The organism is Enterococcus sp. DIV0806c (assembly GCF_051710905.1).
Lineage (GTDB): Bacteria > Bacillota > Bacilli > Lactobacillales > Enterococcaceae > Enterococcus_B > Enterococcus_B mundtii.
Genome location: NZ_JBIOLO010000001.1, coordinates 1,569,938 through 1,589,966, shown reverse-complemented (window position 1 = coordinate 1,589,966; position 20,029 = coordinate 1,569,938). Strand labels below are relative to the sequence as shown.

The window sequence follows — 20,029 nt, the reverse complement described above, 5'->3', positions numbered from 1 at the left end:
AAAGACCGGGAAAAAACTACACATCCACTTGATATGACTTAAAGAGGGGATCTTTTGAGAAAATACTTGCCCCATCGCTTTTTCAATTTTTTAAACTGCTAAGAGGGGAAACTCCTACTAATGAATTTTTATGAACAAAAATATACCATAGACTTCTATACCTTTCATATTTTATCACTCAGATAATTAAATGGAAGCTTTGTTAATACATAACAATTTTCTATTACATATAAATAAAAAAGCTTATAACAAAGGGTTTTTTCGACATTTTTTTATTTTTTTCAAAAAAATAGTACTTAAAATCAGTTATTTTTCCTACAAGATAATCTAAAATAATAGATATACCATTTTAATTAATCAGCTGTATTGAAAAGGAGCGAAAAAAATGCCAATCGAGGAACATCGTAAAGTAGTCGGTACATTTGAGAATAAGCGCAATAAAAAGTCCAATCCAGATGCAAGGCAAGAAATAGCAAATTTCATCGCTAGTACTGCAAATACTCAGCTAACAGAACAAATTAGATGGTCTCCATTACTTTTCCTTCAACTATTAGTCATTGCTGATTCTTTTGCTATGAGAGGGGTCCCCCCAAGAGCACTTCGTACAAGTAGGCCTGCTTTTGAAGCCGATACCACAGTTGAGATTGGTCCATTAGAAACAAATGTGAATCAAACCACGATCCATTCACTCTTTTTTCGTTCGAGTGTCAATACGACCCTCGTTCAACCAGCACAACCGATCAATGCTTATAAATACCTTTCTGATCCAGTAAGAAAAACGACCTTACAAGAACCAGTTTCTTTAGCTGCATTTACACACCATTGGACACTGCATGTACATAAAACCATTCATAATCTGGAAGAAATCGATAAGTGTAATACCACTGTCACGCCCATGTCCGTACTCGAGTATGGGTTATGGGAGAAGAAAAACCATACGCTCTATCATTTTAATACGATCTGTGAAGAGGCGAAATCAAAATCACTAAAATTAAGAGAGCAAGCAAAAGACGATCAGCAAGAAATCCACCATTTTTCTTTTAAAAATAAAGATTCAAAGAATAAAGTAGACTTAGGTAGAATCCAACGTGAGTCAAAAAATATTGCTCGGATGGTCCTATCATCTTACTATGACCATGGCGCGGAACCTTCAAGTAGTCACAGCGAAAACAATCATACAAGACCGTTCCTGCCAACCTCTTTTTGGGACAACTTAACGGATACCTTTACTTCTTTTTTTCATGAATACCAGAATAGTAGTCACACGACTGGTTCAGGTGAACCACCAGTTGAGAGCGTATTATCAACGTTTTTTGCAGTATTAGCACGGACATTCTCAGCGGAAAATCTGGCAACTGAACATGCTCAAAAAGAAAGTAGAAGGGGCGCTGGGGCAGCGTATTTTCCTCAAGTACTCATGAGTGAACAACCTCAGTCATCTATGCGCCACCAAGATCAGGCACCCAAGAACGACCAAGCAACTGAGGCACCGATTTTGGAAGAAGAAGAAGAATATCTCGCAGCGCCATTATTAGAATTAGCAAAAAAATTCAACGAACGAATCGATCAATTCTTTGAAAAGAGCAACTTTCAGATATTTCCTGGAGCAGAAGCGTTACCAATACCTAAAAAAAATCCGACTGATCACTTTTTACCTTATGCCTCTAGTACGAGTGTTTTAATGAATTATATGGAAGAAGAACCTTCTGTGGAACTAAAAGCAACAGTCAATGAGGTACTAAAGCGTTACGTGAATATTGAACCTTCACTTTCAATAACTGTTAAACAATTGACACCCTTTTGGTTTCATCTAGTGCTCTTTCAGAAGCGATATAAAGTGGATGCAGTAATGAATACCCTCAGAAAATCGCTTTGCGAGTTGTCCGATGCCGTTTGTTTCTCGAATAGTATTTCCACAAAAGAATTGTTTCGTGGGCTTCAGGAATGGGGAACTTCAAAGGACCCAAGTGATTACGAACAAGTCCTGGAAAGAAGACAAAAGATAGCCAAACTCATTTTAGAAGCTTATGACGTAAAAGTAGATGGGATTACTGATATCGAAGCAGTCAAAATCTTTCTACAAGCGCGAAATAATCATGCCTTTAAGTACTATACATTTCATGAACCTAAATCATTGGATACAGCCAATCAACAAACAATTAGTTCATCCTCCTTACCTGATGTCCGCCCTTATGATGCTAGTCAAACGCCACTGAACTCAGCCGTAGCAATATCAGCACTAACTCGAGCCTTCTTTGACCAAACAATGGATGCCTATATGAAAGATCAGCCTTTACCTATTCCACCAAAAGAACCAATAAACGCCATGTGGTTTGACTTAGATGTCTATCAGCAGCGTACCAAAACTGAAATCGCTACAAATAAAATGAAAGAGAATGTTTGTGAATATCTCGGATTATGTTTGATTGATGATCTGTCGACCAAAGATTTTTTCCTTACCTTACAAAAATGGGGAAGTAAAGGGATGTCAAGTACTAGCATACTGGAGAAGAGACTTCAAATCGCTCACCTCATCCTTCAAAGTTACGGTTTGAAGGATGAGGTAATTTCCGACGAACGTGCGATTGCGATTTTCATCCAATGGCTTCATAACGACGCCCTAAAACATGTTCCATTTACCGAACAGCATCTAATAGACCTACATCCTATCCAATCAGTTCATTTAGAGCATAAGAAACTTTTACCTTATGACATCAGCGCGCAAGTATCGTTAAAATCAACGAGAGAGCTTTCAGAAGAAGAACAATCAGTCGTCAATAAAATAGTCATGGCTCATTTGAAGAATCAGCCTTTACCAGACAATTCCTCTGTGCCTTTACCTCCGATATGGTTTGATTCAGAGTTATTTGATAAAAGGGAAGAAACTGAAAAAGTCAACGGCCTCATTATTAGAGAACTTAGTAGCCAGTATGTTGAATTAAACCAATTATCGGAACTAGCACCAAATGATTTTTCGCTAGTTTTGCAGAATTTTGCTAGTAGAGGACGATCAGATGCGGTGATCATTGCGCGGAGACTTCAAATTGCCAAAACGATTCTTGATAAGCATGGGTTACCTGCCCATAACTTATCGGAAGAACGCGCAATCGCTATTTTTATGCAATGGCGCTATAACAATGCTTTTAGGGGCTACAATTTCAAAGAAGAAAGCGAGAAACACTTCATCCAAAAACGTACAGGGGGAAGAACAGATAATCCCTACCCAGGAACTTCATTGTATGAAACTGCTCAAAGTTTACAAGCGCCATTATTTTCATATGAGGAACTGCACATAGATGTAGAACACAAATTAAAATTATGGACTATCTCCTATCTTGACACGAGATACTTGTACAATACATTGATACCACATGTCATACTAATGCCATTCTGGTATCATTCGATCATTTTTGAAGAGCGAAGCCAAACTGAAACAATCAATGGGGCTGTGAAAGATTATCTGGCTCATGAAGAGGGGGATTTCCGTCAATTAAACGACTCAGTCATACGCTATACCTTCATTGAGCTGGCCTCACTGGAAAGTGAAGAAAGTCCTGATCAGTCATTGATTCGAAGGAGAAAAATCGCACATGTCATACTTGATACACTCAGACGTCCAGCGACAAAATTGACGGATGCAGAAGTAAATGCGATTTTCTTACAATGGCGAACGAACAACGTGTTTATTGCTGCCAACTTTAAAAATATAAAAACGATTCCTTTACTTGAATCCCCACAAGTTGATGAGATAGCAACTACGGATCAAACGGTGAATCCTTCTTTTTCATCTCAAGAGAAGGATTTGATACAAATCAAGAGAATCGTGCAAGAAATTAGCAATAATAGGCAACCCTCGGAGGCAGATAGACAGAATATCCCGAATTGCTATTTTGTTTTTTCAATTTATCAAAATATCTATAGAACGCATGTAGTCAAAGAAAAAATTAGGAAATACCTACGCCAGCAAAATATTGTTGGCGAACTCGATACGTCTGAGAAATTGATTAACGAAGTGGACAAATGGGTAGGGGAAGAATGGGAAGTTGAAAATAGTGTCGATGCGGGAAAGATGCAATTTCTCACGTACATGATCTTGGAAGAATATCGTGTGGAGTTTATGAGATTTGGAGAGGTCCTTTCAACAAGAAAAATGCAGGCAATTTATATGCAATGGAAAATGAATACATTACTTGAAGGTGGCACATATAAAGACACGGATGAACAAACGATTTATTACAAATTATCTCCTCCAGAATCTCCATATGTTATCAGTAACTTTCAACATAAACAGGACAGTGATCAAATCTATAGAGCCTTTAGTAGGGGGTATAATTCCGAACTTTCTACTGAAAAACCAATCATTCCATATGTCTATTATAAAAATATTTTCGATAAACAGGAAGAAACGTATTCCGTCAATCCAGGGGTTAGAAACTATCTTCTTACACAAAAAGTCCCGACCATACCTCAAGAAACCGAAGGTTTGACAAAAGCATTGGAAGACTGGATACTTTCCGAACCAAACTATTATCACATGGTTGAACGTGTAAAAAAAGCGGCAAAAATCATTCTGCAAGAATACAACGTTAATGAAGAGGATTTAACCCTTAACAAGGCGTATGCGGTAATCCTTCAGTGGGTTAACAATAATGCGCAGTTTGATTTCACTTTTGATATGCAGAAAATATGTTTTGCCTATGGAACAGAAGAAGCTAGCAAAAATCAAGAAATACTTGAAAAAGCGAAAGCATTTATTTCTGAAAACAACATCGAACAAAGTACGGAAACAATCGGGCAAGCAGAAATTGATACATTCGGAAGATCTGCGATACAAGTGGAAGCAACATTTAAAAAAATAGCTGATTTTTTAACTTCTGAGGGATATCCTTGTGATACTGACGATACAGATAACTTAGTAAGAGTGGCATCTTATTGGACACTTAAAGAGGGAACGGCAGAAGAAATACTTGATTTCGGTAAAATCAAAAAATTAGTCGTAATGATTCTAGGCGCAAGACAAGCACAAAGACTTTCAAACAATGAGCTGCAACAAGCATTCGTCAAATGGGCCGTGGAAACCTTAGAAATGGCTGCTCCACCAACGATAACTTCTGTACCAGTAATCACTCCCGCGCCTGCTCCTATCGATCAATCCTTTGGTACTAGAGAAGACCGTGAATGGCGTGATCTAAGCATCAGAAAGCAAATCGAAAGTTTCTTTCAAGACAAAAAGTTACTTCCTGATAAAGCAGCAAAAGAGGATATATTGATTGCTTTTGCCAAATGGTTTTCACAAGATGGGGCGGGAATCACACTAATGCCTGACAAAACCCAAGAGATTGCAAAAGTCATTCTAAGAGCCATGAACCGATATGGTGGTGAAACAAGCGAAGTAATCAGTCACAAAAATGCAGAATTAACGGTAACAAAATGGATTTTTGAAAATATATTAGGCTGTTCAATCGAAGCCTATGTCGCTAAGAATATCCTTGCTTCGTCAAATCCATCCGTCTTTACCATCGGTCAGCTAAGGAAATTGTTTGAGATCGACGAGATGCTTAAAACAGGCACTATCTCATTTGGTCAACTACGCACGGCTAATGCAACAGAAGAATCTTTGATACTTTTAAAAAAAATGTGGATTCTTTTGGTTCAAAAAACATTACCGAATTATTTTCTTGAGACGAGTCAGTTAGCAGACGAGTTACTGATTTCTGAATTTGGCTCATTGGTTCAGCTGGTCGGATCGAAATTACTTGATAATGAAGGCTACATCAGCCAGTTCAATCAAACTGAGATTCGTAAATTAGGTGCCGCGTTCTGCGAGACGATTAGTGTACAAGGCATTTCAACTCTGGACGAATTGAATCATGTCTTAATAGCAGCGTTGATTGCTACAGCGCAATTCGATCCAGAAGGATTACGAGAAGCAGGTAAGACCGGAGATTATAAAGGCTATGCGTTAAAAGTCTTTCTAGGGTATTGGCAAAAGCGGCATGAACTGAGTTTACAACTTCAAGAAGAAGTCCAAAAGCGATTTTTGACTTTTCAAGCAGCGATGATCAACTGGCGACGAAAACAAGTGATCACAGAAGAGGTCGTCCAGGAATGCGTACGGCTTGGTGCACAGTCAACCTTTGGCATAGGGGAAACCTACCTAGGCGGAGGTAGCCCATGCCCAAGTCTATACACTCCTGTAAATATTGAAGTTGCTTATACAAGCTTGACAAAACAGGTGTCAGAAACTTATTTCAGCTTTGATCAAAAGATCATTGAATTTTCATTTAATACGATGAATCTAGTAGAATACGATTTTATATTTTCTCCTACTACTCAAATTTACGGCGCAACTGCTCAATTAAAAAATAAAGTGCACTATTACGCTCCCTCTGGTCCTGGAGTGATGCCTCCCGTCTTTTTTGCTCGACGTGAAACATGGTTAGACACCACTCTTTCTCTCGATCAAACCGATTTATTTGTGGCGATAAATGGGACAGAAGAACGATTATATGCGTTGAAAAAGCTACCAGATGAAGGTGGCTACATTATCTATCGTGTGGATAAAAAACCATTACTCTACCTTAACTTTGGTTTATTCAACAACAAAAAAGTTTGGGGCCAGGGTTATCAAGCAGAAGGGGATAAGATTCGCATTGGAGATAAACTTTTTACCTTTACTGTTGAGATCAATAAAGAGAAGAAGCTCAGTCAAGGAATCGATAATCAACCGTTAATCGATTATTTTGCTCATCTACACAAAGATATACTATACAAGCTTTTGTATGATTTTGGAAACGATAAAACCATCAAGGAGAAAGTATGGAATATCGTTAAACACTTTATTCCGTTTTATGATTGTGTCGTCGGCATTATTGATCAAAATGTAGGTGAAGCAGCCATGTCTTGTGCCATTGATGCTATTTTCTTGATCCCTTTCCTTGGCCAAGTGACCTCTGTGACTTCAAAATTTGCTTTAGGGACAGCAAAAGCAATGGCAACGGGTGGTATGAAATCAGTCATAAAAAATGCTCCTCATTTTCTTCCTACCATAACTGATGTAAAGTTCTTATTGAAAAGCAGTGCTCGTTACGTAGATCCGGGATTTGAGTTATTGATGGGCGGCGGAAAAATAGCTATCAAGCGATTGATCAATTTGCAATATACACATTTAATTACAGAAGAAATGAAATTGTTACTAAAAAAACTAGAAAAATATCAAGGGGCAAAGATGGCTAAATCAATGGAAAAAGACATGGTTTTAGCTAAATTGACAAAAGATGGTCCGTACATCTTTGTTAAACGTAAAAAAGGTCACTTGTATCTGCAGGTGACAAATATAGAAACAGGTGATGTCTTTGGTCGCTACTATACATTGAATGGTGATCAATTGAAAGTATTTGAAGGGCCTATTCCTTCAACCCCTGAACAAATTGAATTGGTTAAACGGTTAACAAGCTCAGTAGTTGTTTATAAATCGTTTGGAGAGGAAAAAAATTTAAATCCAAAAGGGTATGGTGAGGGTACCATTTTAACGATCACAAAAGTAGATCAACCAATTGAGTATTATATCAAGATCAATGCACAGACCGTTCCAGTCCGAGTGACGACGATTGATGGTCAAGGTACTCGCTATGACGTGTGTGAAGGAAATAAAGTATTTCCTGTAATGTATAATGGGATCGAATGGGGGTTTGAGCCACCCTCATCCCAAACGGTGACAAAAGAACTCATCGAGTCGCTGGAAAAACAGCTGGATCAGTCTGAAACATTGAAAGACCCAACCACGCTTTCACCACCCGATGAAAACGGATTGATGTGGAATGCTCAAAAGAACGCCTACATCAAGATCAAGGATCAGTATGTCCCAATTCAATTACTTGATGCAGAAGAAAGTCGCTATTCTATAGTAAAGAAAAATGCGAATGCCCCAATGACAGTTTTACGTTTTGAACCTGAGATGAATCAATTTCGCTTTGAAACACCAGAAGAAAAAAAAATGATTGACCTAAAAAACGCGATACTAACGGCTGGAAAGAGGAAGAAATACGAAGAAAAAGTCATTCCTAGCACGTCAAAAGACGCTTCTTCAAGTTCACAAGCTGAAGGACCACCCAAAAAAACGCCTCAGTATATTGAATATAACACTCTTCCACCAAAAGCTGGAATGGAAAAAGAATGGAATGCACTACGAGATACTGTCCCATATGCAGACAGTATCGCTAGAACGATCGATCTTAGCATCAAACTTGAACCTTTGACTGCTTTTATCCCAGAACTACCCAACCGAGTCTTAACAAACCAAGAAGAGCGCCTAGTAAATGAACTCACTGGCGGAATCAACTTACTTTTACCAAAAAAACCTGCGCTTCTTTATCGCGTATTTACAGGGCTTGATCCAACTACATTTCCAAATTTTCTCCAACCATTTATCAATAAATTTAATGAAGAAGTAGAAAAATCTTCAGCAGTTTTTCAAACGTTTATAGAAAAAGCGGACGAGTGGTTAAGTCATGATAATATCGCGGATACAGAGGCTGCCAAACTCTTAATTCCATTCTTTGAATTACAGGGTGTTGCAAACAGGGAAGCAATCATGAGAGCAACGCTCAACAGACTCAAATCAGTGTGTGAAAAAGGAAACCAATTTATTCAACAATCGTCTGCTTTTGGCTTTAATAATATTTTGACAGTATCGACTAATTTAGTTTACCAAAAAAAAACAAAAAAATACCTCTCTCGGTATAGCACCCCGCCACAAGCAAATGCCTTTGTTTTGCGCTACGATCCAGAGGCTCGAATTATTATTCTAGCAGATTCTTTTCATGTAAATCCAGCTCTAGCGGAAGGCAAGGATACAGAATCTATGGTAAAGCAAACCCTTATCCATGAAATAACACACCTTGTATCTCTCACAGATGATTGGCTAGCCTTTGATTTACCAGACATAGGTGAGGATATGCTTAGTCTCAAACAAGTATTAGATGAATATAAGGAGGATGCGGCTAATCTAATAGTATCAAAGCCATTTAACGACTTCGTTGATCAAATTTCCAAACAGCTCAACTTACCAGGTCTATCACCCGAAAGCGTCAGAGAGGCACTAAAAACAGATCCTTTTCTACAAGCAAATATCAAAATGACTGATGCAGAAACAGTGACAATCCTACTTATAAGTCTTGCTGAGGGATTACCGTTCGAAAAAGCAAAACTAAACAAAAGAGACATAGCGAATAGTCAACTAGGGTCTGGTTATCTTATGCTTGCTATTGCCTTATCAAGTATCCTGAATTATACCGCACATAAGAAAGAAATCCAGCTGGAACAAACCCAGACGATTGAAAATAATAAGACTACAACTTCTGCTCCAGTGAGTGAAGAACATCCTAGAGAAAAAAGAGGGATCAACACCATAATCACTTATGGGAAAACAGCTAGCACTATTACCAATACACAGGGAGCGATCACAAAACAAAAAATGGAAAAAAATTTCTACAACCCATTCAGATTGTACAAAAAGAATCAAAAGGAACAATATCCTTATGATCCGTCCAAGTCTGGCAAGAATAAATCAATGAAGCGCAGCGATTTGAATCTATCTCAACGATGAAGTTCCAATAAATGTGTTAATCCGGCAATAACCATGATTTTCTCAGAAGATGGTCAGTAACCCTAGTTGTAAAAGAATGATGGAAGCAAGAACAGGTAGATCTTCTTGATTATCTAAACCAAAAAATGCCATTTTAAATAGGTTATAACGGAAATACACAGCTCCGAGTAGTAAGTAGGCAAGAATCTGGGACACCCCCCATGGTCGCTAACGTACCTACCTCACAGGCTGAAAATAATAAGAAAGAAGACCTAAGATCCATTTATGTCGATAAAAAAATCAACCTAGCAAGTTGGTAGAACCAGATAACACAAGCAACTTGCTAGGCGATTAATTTGATTATTTGTTTATTTCAGTGTCGGAGAAATCACACATCTTTGCACCAACAGCATCAAATGAGTGGGAATGAATGTAACGATTGCTGCAGAGACAATTCACTACATCTTTATCTCCTAAGTATAATTTAGTTTAGTAGTGGAAGGTTGTCCGATGCAATTTCGGTGAAATATTGTTGTATACGTGATTCACTCAAGAATCTGGCGAATCGTGTTGGGGGAGATTTGTTCATCGTGAGAAGAGAGAAAAAAGGAGTCTCCAAGTCCGCCTTTTTATGTTGGATAGAATAATTTGTTAGTATCGGAAATCCCGTCATTTGGAACAGGTAGCCGATACACAGGATGGGTTCTGTACCACTATACTTTTCAAGTAAAAAAAAACGAAAAACTGTATGACTAAATGATGTGCTTCTAATGGATCGGATATAAAATGATCGTTGAATAAGATGTTCATTCAACATTATTTATTCTTATATAAAAAATAGGACTTGGTACGAGTTATTTTCTATATATGATTGATTTAAATAGAAGGTATACCAATATCAATGATAAATAGAATTAAAAAGGAGTGGAAACATGCCAATCGAAGAATATCGTAAACCTGTCGGAATGCATTATAATAAGCTGAACAAAGGATCGAATCCAAAAGATAGACAAGAAGCCGCGAATTTTATCTCTAACCAAGCGAATACCAAGATAAATGAACGGATCAGGTGGTCCCCAATGCTCTTTCTTCAGCTATTAGTCATCACTGATTCTCTGGCTGTGAGAGGGACCCCTCTAAGAGCCCTCCGAACAAATAGACCTGCCTTTGACGCTGACACCTATGTGGATATTGGTCCAGTAAAAACTGACGAGAATCATATTATGCTGGATCACCCCCCAGTAAATCAGACCGCAACGAATCAGACCAAGACATACCAGCCGACGATCCATTCTCTTTCTTTTCGTTCAAGTGTAAATCCGGCCCTCGTTGAACCAGCACAACCGATCCATGCGACGGAATACTTTTCTAATTCAATAAAAAACGCAACCTTACAAGAACCGATTTCTTTAGCTGAATTTACCCATCATTGGACACTGCAGATACACAAAACTATTCATAATTTGGAAAAAATCGATCAATGCAATACGACAGTTACAACTCAATCAGTACTTGAGGGAGGAATGTGGGAAAAGGAAAATCACACACTTTATCATTTTAATACGATCTGCCAAGAGGCGGTGTCAAAATCCTTAAAACTAAGACAAGAACCAAAAGATGATGTACAAGAAATCCACCATTTTTCCTTTAAAAATAAAGAGGCAAAAAATAGAGTCGCTTTAGGGGAAATTCAAAAAAAAGCCAAAAATATCGCTCGTCTGGTTATAGATTCATATTATAAGAATCTAGCAGGATCACCAAGTAATCACAGTGAAAATAATCAAACTCATTCGACTCTGCCAACATCTTTTTGGGACAATTTGACAGATACCTTTACTGCTTTTTTTTACGAATATCAGAATAGTAGTCACACAGCAAGTTCAAATGACGTGCCGACTGAGAGTATCTTATCAAAATTTTTCACAGTCTTGGCACGGACATTCTCAGCGGAACATCTCGCAACTGAGCAGATATCAAAAGAGGAGAGAAAGATCCGTGAGGTGCCTTACCTTCCTCAGACATCTAAAAGCAACCAAATTCAGACACCCAAGAGTAGCCAAGCAACTGAAACACCGATATTGGAAGAAGAGGAAGAATATCTCGCAGCCCCGCTGATAGACTTAGCAAAAAAATTCAATGAACGGATCGATCAATTCTTTGAAAAGAGCAACTTTCAGATATTCCCCGGAGCGGAAGCGCTACCGACACCTCAAAATAATCTGAATGTTCCTATCTTACCTTATGCCTCCAGTATGAGTGTTTCAATGAATTATCTGGAAGACGAACCTTCTCTTGAAATCCAAAAAACAGTCAGTAAGGTACTGAAATCCTATGTGAATATTGAACCTTCACCATCAGTCACTACGAAAACATTAACACCCTTTTGGTTTCATTTAGTGTTATTTCAAAAGAGACATAAAGTAGGCATGGCAATGGAAACGATTAGAAAATCACTTTGCGATTTGTCTGATGACGTTTGCTTCTCTAATAGCGTCTCCACAAAAGAACTGTTTCAAGGTCTTTATAATTGGGGGACTTCAAAGAATCCAAGTGATCAGGAGCTAGTATTAGAAAGAAGACGACAAATTGCGCAGGTCATTTTAGAGTCTTATGGCGTAAAAGATGAGCCAATTACAGATGTCCAAGCAATAAAAATATTTCTACAAGCACGTAACAATCATGCCTTCATGAACTATAAATTTCAACTTCCAGACACATTGGAACAAGTGACACAACGAATCGATACGCCTTCCGCCTCAGCGGATGTGCCCCCATACGATGCGAGTAAAATACCACTGAATTCAGTGAAAGAAATCACACAGACGACTCGATCCTTTATTAACCAAAGAGTGGATATGTATACAAAAGGGCAACCTTTGCCTATACCAAAAACCGAATCGATTGACGCATTTTGGCTCGACTTAGATGTCTTTCAACAGCGCATGAAAAGTGAAGTCGCAACCAATCGGATCAAAGAGCGTGTGTGTGAATACCTTGGTTTCTGTTTGATCGATGATTTGTCTACCAAAGACTTTTTCCTCGCTCTACTAAAGTGGGTGGATAAAGACATATCAAGTGTTGCCATCCTGGAAAAAAGACGCCAGGTCGCTAAAGTTATACTTCAATGCTACGACATAAATGATGACACCATTTCAGACGAGCGAGCCATAGCCATTTTCTTTCAGTGGATTTACAACGATGTGTTTAGCGACATCCAGTTCAATGAACTGAGCCTAACAGACATACAACACTTAAAATCATCTTCTCCAACACAAAAAAAACTATTGCCTTATGACATCAGCTCGCAAGTATCTTTGAACTCCTCTAAAGACCTTTCGCAAGAAGAACACGCTGTCGTAAATAAAATAGTCATGGCTTATTTGAAAAATCAGACTCTACCTGAGGAATCAGGTGTGACTTTGCCCCCGATATGGTTTGATCGAGAATTATTTGATCGAAGAGCAGAGACGGCGAAAGTCAATGATCAAATCATCGAGGAACTTGTCGATCAGTATGAAGAATTAAAAGGATCATCAAGACTAGCGTCAAATGATTTTTCACTTGTTTTGCAAAATTTTGCCAATAACGGAGGCTCAAATGCGGCGATTATCGATCGGAGATTACAAATTGCTAAAACGATTCTAAAAGAACATGGACTACCTGCACATAATTTATCAGAGGAACGAAGTATCGCTATTTTTTTACAGTGGCGCTATAACAACGCGTTTAGTGGCTACACATTCAAAAAAGAACCCGATCATTTGATTCAGAAACGGTCAGGCGAACATATCCCAGGTACCGATTTGTATGAAAGTGATAAAAGCTTACAAGCGCCATTATTGTCATATGAAGAGCTAAATATGGACGTTGAACATGAGTTAAAATTACGGCTCATATCCTATCTTGATATAAAGCACTTGTACACGAACTTGAAAATGGATGCCGTGTTAACACCCTTCTGGTTTCAATATGAGATTTTTAGAGATCGATATCATACAGAAACAATTAATGAATCCGTAAAAGAGTTTTTATCCCTTGAAGAAAATCGTTTTAGCAAACTGAGAGGATCACTCATACGCTATATCTTTATTGAATTGGCTAAATTAGAAAGTGAAGAAAGTCCGACTCTATCACTGATTAGAAGGAGAAAGATTGCCCATGTCATACTTCATACACTTAGTCGCCCAGTGACAAGATTATCTGATGCAGAAGTAAATGCAATTTTCCTACAATGGCGAGCGAATAATGTCTACCAAGATGCCAAATTTCAAGACATAAAAACAATCCCTTTTTTTGAATCTCCTGAGTATACTGAAACAGCAACGACAAATCAGACGGAGAAAGTGATTCCTTCAGATCAGGAAAATGATTTGATAAAAATCAAAAAAGTGGTGCAAGAAGTCATCAATAACAAGCAACCTTTAGAAGCCGAAATACATGATCTGCCAAATTTTTATTTTGTTGGTTCTATTTATCGAAATCGAAATAGGACCGCTAATGTAAATCAGAAAGTAAGAAATTACCTTATCCAGCAAAGAATCGTGGAAAAGCTAGACACCCCCGAGATTCTAATTGAGCAAGTCGAAAAATGGATAGGTAAAAACTGGCAAACTGAAAATAGTGTTGATTCAGAAAAAATGCATTTTTTTGCATACATGATCTTGAAAGAATACGATGTACCACTGATAAGATTAGGTGAACGGTTATCAACAAGAAAATTGCAGGCAATTTATATGCAATGGAAACTGAATACTTTAGTAGAAGGAGCGACCTACCGAACGATAAATGAAAAAACAACCTATTATAAAATATCTCCAGATGAATCACCATACGTTTTAAGTAAATTCCAACAGAAGCAGGAAAGCGACCACATCTTTAGGCTATATAGTAAGGGCGTGACGCCCAATATTTCTAATGAAAAACCACTCATTCCATATGTGTATTATCTCAATATTTTTAATAAAATGGAGAGAACATTCTCTGTTAATAGAGGGAAAACATTGTCTGTTAATGAGGTAGTTAGGAAATACATGCTTACAAAAAATGTCACATTGAGGCGTGTAGAATCCCGCTTTTTAACCAAAGCAGTGGAAGACTGGATACTCTCTGAGCAAAGATATCATTTTATGGTTGGAAGGGTATATAAAGTAGCCAACATCATTCTTACTGCATACAATATTAATGAGGAAGATTTGACTCTTGAAAAAGCTTATGCAGTGATACTCCAATGGACAAATAATAATACGCAGTATGGGTTCACTTTTGATATGAAACAATTGAATTTTGCCTATGGAAATGATGAGGATAGCAAAAAGCAAGAAATGAAGGAAAAAGTCAAAGCATTTATTTCTGAGAATGGCATCAATAAAAGTGGGAGACAAATCAGTGATGTAGAGATTGATAAATTCGGAAGTTCTGCAATACAGGCTGAACAAACATTACAAAAAGTAGCTGATTTTTTAACTGGCTATGGCCATCCTTGCAGTCCCGATGATAAAAATAACTTAGTAAAAGTGGCCACCCACTGGACGCTCCAAGAGGGATCATCCACAGAAAAAGTGGATATGAACAAAGTCAGAAACTTATTAGTTCTTTTTGTCGGAATCTTTAAAGTTCGAGAACTCTCAGATGAAGAGGCGCATCAAGCATTTCTTAAATGGGCGATGGATACACTAGAAACAGCTGCTCCACCGATAGAAGGAATACCGGAACCTCCTCCAAGCGATCCATCATTCGTCATCTCTGAAGATGGTCGCTGGCGAGATAAAAATATTAGAAATCAAATCGAAATATTCTTTCAACAGAAACAACTGCTGCCTAGAAACCCAAGTAAAGAAGAATTGTTGGTCGCTTTCGGCAAATGGTTTTCTCAAGATAGCGCAGGGTTCGTCCTCATGAATGATAAAACGCAACCTATAGCAAAAATCATTCTGAAAGAAATGAATCGATATGGTGGGGAAGCAGACGAAAAAATCAGTGAAAAAAATGCAGAATTAACGGTGACCAAATGGATATTTGAAACGATATTAGAAAACTCAGTCGAAGCTTATGTCACAAAAAATATTCTCGACGCACAAGATCCATCGATATTTACTATTGGGCAACTACGAAACTTATTTGAGGTGGATGAATTAGCAAAAGCAGGTGTGCTCAATTTGTCAAAAACAGATGCGAAAATATCAGAGGACTCCCTAAGCATTTTAAAAAAAATCTGGATTCTATTTGTTCAAAAGACCCTACCAAATTATTTCCTTGAGACGAGTGAAATTTCCGACAATTTACTGATATCGGATTTTGGATCGGTGATACAGCTGATCGGATCGAAATTACTTGAAAACGTAGGCTATCGTACGAAATTTGATCAAACTGAAATTCGCAAGTTGGGCGCTCTGTTCTGTGAAACGATCAGTACCCAAGGAATCACAACAATTGATGAACTAAATCATCTGTTGATCCCCGCATTGATCACGACGGCGCAGCTCGATCCAGAAGGACTACGCAAAGCAGGGAAAGAAGGAAGCTATAAAGAATATGCGCTGCAAACCTTTATTGGTTATTGGAACAAACGAGATAAAATACGTCTTGATATTCAAAAAGAAATAGAAAAAAGATTTATACCCTATCAACAAGCAACCATCCATTGGCGCAGAAAACAAGCGATAACAAATGATGTCGTTCAAGAGTGTGAGCGACTTGGTGCTACCTTTTCTATTGGAATGAGCGAAATCTATCTAGGTGGTGGAAATCCATGTCCTCACCTATTTACGCCCGTCAATATTGAGGTCGCCTATAAAAGCTTGACAAGAGCTATTTCTGATAGTTATTTTGACTTGGATCAAAAAATAATTGAACTTTCATTATACTCACTAAATACGGAAGATCAGCATTTTATCTTTTCTCCGAATACTACTGTTTTTTTAGCATCTGCCAAATTATACAACAAGGTACATTACTATGCTCCTTCTGCCCCTGGTTCAATGCCTATGATCTTTTTCAAACATGATCCATGGTTAGACACCATACTTGAACTTGAACAGACGGATCTATTTGTGGCAAATAACGGAAAGGAAGAACGAATATACGCGTTAAAAAAACTGGCAGATGAAGGTGGGTATATTATCCATCGCGTCGATAGAGACCCCTTACTATTCCTTGAGTATGGTTTGTTTAATAACAAACATCTTTTGAAACAAGGCTATACAAAGGAAGGCGATCGGATTAAAATAGGCAAGAAATTATTTACCTTTACCATTGACATCAAAAAAGATAAAAAGCTATGTCAAGGATATGATACAAAACCCTTTATTGATCAACTTGCACGTCAACACAGTGATTTTCTCTATAATATCATGTATGAATTTGGCAATGATAAAACAGTTACTGAAAAAGTCTGGAATATAGTCAAACATTTTATCCCATTTTATGATTGTGTTGTGAGTATCATTGATCAAGATGTTAATGAAGCGGTGACATCCTGCACGATTGATGCGGTTATGATGATTCCTATTTTTGGTCAAGTCACAGCACTCAATTGGAAATTTGCGCTAGGTGCATCTAGAGCGCTAGCGAAAGGGGGAATAAAATTAGTAATCAAAAATACTACTTATTTTCTTCCTAGTATATCTGACATAAAAGCATTGATGAAAAGCGTTGCGCGATCTGTCGATCCAGGATTTGAGTTGTTAGTCGGAGGAGGACATTTGATCATCAAACGGTTGATCAGTTTTAAATACAGTTCACTGGTTACGACAGAAATGAAAATACTATTAAGCAAATTAGAACGATTTGATAGTGCATCTAAAGCGAAATTTATAGAAGAAGAGATATTACTTGCTAAGCTAGCAAAAGATGGACCACATATCTTTGTCAAGCGTACAAAAGGTAATTTGTTTTTACAGGTGACCGATATTGAAACTGGTGATGTCTTTGGCCAATATTATACGTTGCACGGCGATCAGTTAAAACGCTTTGAAGGGCCTATTTCCTTCACTTCAGAACAAAAGGAATTAATCAAACACTTAACAAGTACAGTTGCTGTATATAAATCTTTTTCTGAGGAAAAGAATTTAAACCCAAGAGGGTACGGAGATGGTCCAATCTTAGCAATCAAAAAAACAGATCTACCAACAGAGTATTATATCAAGTTAAACGGTCATATAGTCCCAGTCAGAGCGACAATTATCGAAGGTCAAGGAATCCGTTATGACGTATGTAACGGAGACAAAATATTTCCGGTAAAATATAATGGAATCGAGTGGGGATTCGAGCCACTAACATCACCGATGGTTACAAAAGAAGTAATCGAAACAATCACAAAACAGTTGGGACAAACAGAAACGATAAAAGATCCAAGTACGCTTTCACCACCAGATGAAAATGGTTTGATGTGGAATGCTCAAGGAAAATCCTATCTCAAAATCAATGATCAGTATGTTACAACCGTATTACTCAATCCAGAAATAAATCGCTACGGTTTATTGAAGAAAAACGGGAGTGATCTGCTGAGGATTTTACGCTTTGATTTAGAAAATAATTATTTCCGCTTGGAAACCTCCGAAGAAAAACGACTGTTTGAGCTGGAAAAAACGATCCGAAGATCTGGAGCAAAAGACATCCCTTCGCAAGAGTTACCAAGTAGTTCGCAAGCAGGGACGTCAGCTGGCGCATCGAGTTCACAAACTACAGGTACAAACAAAGAACCAGACTACTCTGTTTTTCCGAAAAATCCTGGAAGAGAAAAAGAGTGGAATATGATTCGAGATGCTATCCCTTACATTAATATTGATGCACTCAGATTTGTGGATCATAGCGTAAAACTTCCTCCTTTAGAAGGGTTTATTCCACTACCTAGAAACCGAGTCAGAATAGATGCAGAAAAAAATTTGTTAAGTGATCTAGCAGAGGTCATCCAACTATATTTACCTAAAACGCCCGAGCTTCCCTACAAAGTTTTTTCTGGTCTTGAACAGAGTAAGCTTCCGCCTTCTCTCAGACCGTTTGCAAAAAAATTCATAGAGGAAGTTCAGGAAACGGCATCTATCTTCGAAAATTATATAAAATTAGCGGATTTCTGGCTAAGTCATGACAAAATAGAGACTACAGATGCAGCCAAACTTTTTATCCCGTTATTTGAACTACAGAACGTTGAAAATAAGGAAGAGGTCATGCGAGCAGCAGTTAAAAGGTTATTATATATCGCTAAAAAAGGTCTTCAGTTCGTTGAACAATCTGCTGCTTTTGAATTTGAAAATATTTGGATAGTTTCTACTGATTTGGTTTTTCAAAAAAGCACCAATAGTTATTTTTCTCAATATACAACGCGCCCACTTGCAGATGCATTTGTTTTAAGCAATGATCCGAATTGTCGCATCCTTATTTTTGCTGATACTTTTCATATGGATTCGAAAATAGATTTGAATCGACAAGTCCGTCCGGGTATAAAGGAAACCTTTATTAATGAAATCACACACACTATGGCCGGAACAGAAGATTGGATATGTTACACCTTACCCCCTCGAGGAGTATTCATGAACAGTCTGGAAGAGATACGAGATTCATTTAATAAAAATCAAAATAAGCTTTTACTATCCCCATCATTTCAAGAATTCGTCAAGCAGGCAGCGATGTGTTTTGGTTTACCAGAACTATCACCAGAAAGTGTCTTGGTGTCCATAGGTACAGATCCTTTTTTAAGTGCAAATATTAAATTGACTGATGCAGAAACTGTAATGAACCTTATCATCAGTCTTGTTAAAGGACTACCTTTTGCGCGGGCTAAAGTACAAAAAAGAGAAACAAAAAGCATGGATCTAGGGAATGGATATCTTATGATGGCGATTGCCTTATCAAAAATATGGGACTATAAGGCGAATGAGATAGAAATTCCATTGGACAATGTCCATACGCTCCTAAATAATAAAACAGTCACTGCCACTCCGGAAAGAGACACTGGTCATAGAGAAAAAAGAGGAATCGAAACCATCATAAACGAAGGAAAAGAGAATAGTGAAATCGTTAATGTATTCGGCTTGACTGGAAACACGGAAAATAAACGGAATGTCTTGGATCCGTTTGGATTGATCAGGAAACAAAAGATGAAGAAAAAACAAAGAACAGTCCGAAAGCAAAGTCCTTTTAATCCCTTTGGACAAGGAGAGAACAACGATAAAAAAATGAAACGAAGTGATTTGAATGTATCACAAAGATAAGTTAGTCACTATGATTGAACCGCTTCTTAATCAGTCAAGTGCAACTGATTAAGATCTCAGTAGGATGAACAGTTACGACATACTTTCCTCATTTCAAAAAAATAAAACATCAAATTGATCGTTTTAAAAAAACTTGAAGTGAGGTTAACTACCTGTTAATAAAATCATCGACAAGAAATAGTTCGCATAGAAAGTGAAGAAACAAGCTAACTTTCTATGCGATGTTTTCATTCCA

2 protein-coding genes are annotated in these 20,029 nt (G+C 37.7%); both read left to right on the top strand.

The annotated features are described in order from the left end of the window. Positions 1 to 385: 385 nt before the first annotated feature. Complete coding sequence (locus IGK77_RS07480) at positions 386 to 9,607, top strand: QWxxN domain (RefSeq protein ID WP_074799003.1); 9,222 nt, start codon at positions 386 to 388, stop codon at positions 9,605 to 9,607. A 911-nt stretch (positions 9,608 to 10,518) separates the two neighbouring features. Continuing rightward, positions 10,519 to 19,794, top strand: coding sequence for a QWxxN domain (locus IGK77_RS07475; RefSeq protein ID WP_438713129.1), 9,276 nt, complete (start codon positions 10,519 to 10,521; stop codon positions 19,792 to 19,794). Positions 19,795 to 20,029: the final 235 nt, after the last annotated feature.

What these genes read in the sequence shown, in the direction of transcription:
- IGK77_RS07475 (WP_438713129.1), top strand. Translation starts at nt 10,519, where the DNA reads ATGCCAATCGAAGAATATCGTAAACCTGTCGGAATGCATTATAATAAG.
- IGK77_RS07480 (WP_074799003.1), top strand. Translation starts at nt 386, where the DNA reads ATGCCAATCGAGGAACATCGTAAAGTAGTCGGTACATTTGAGAATAAG.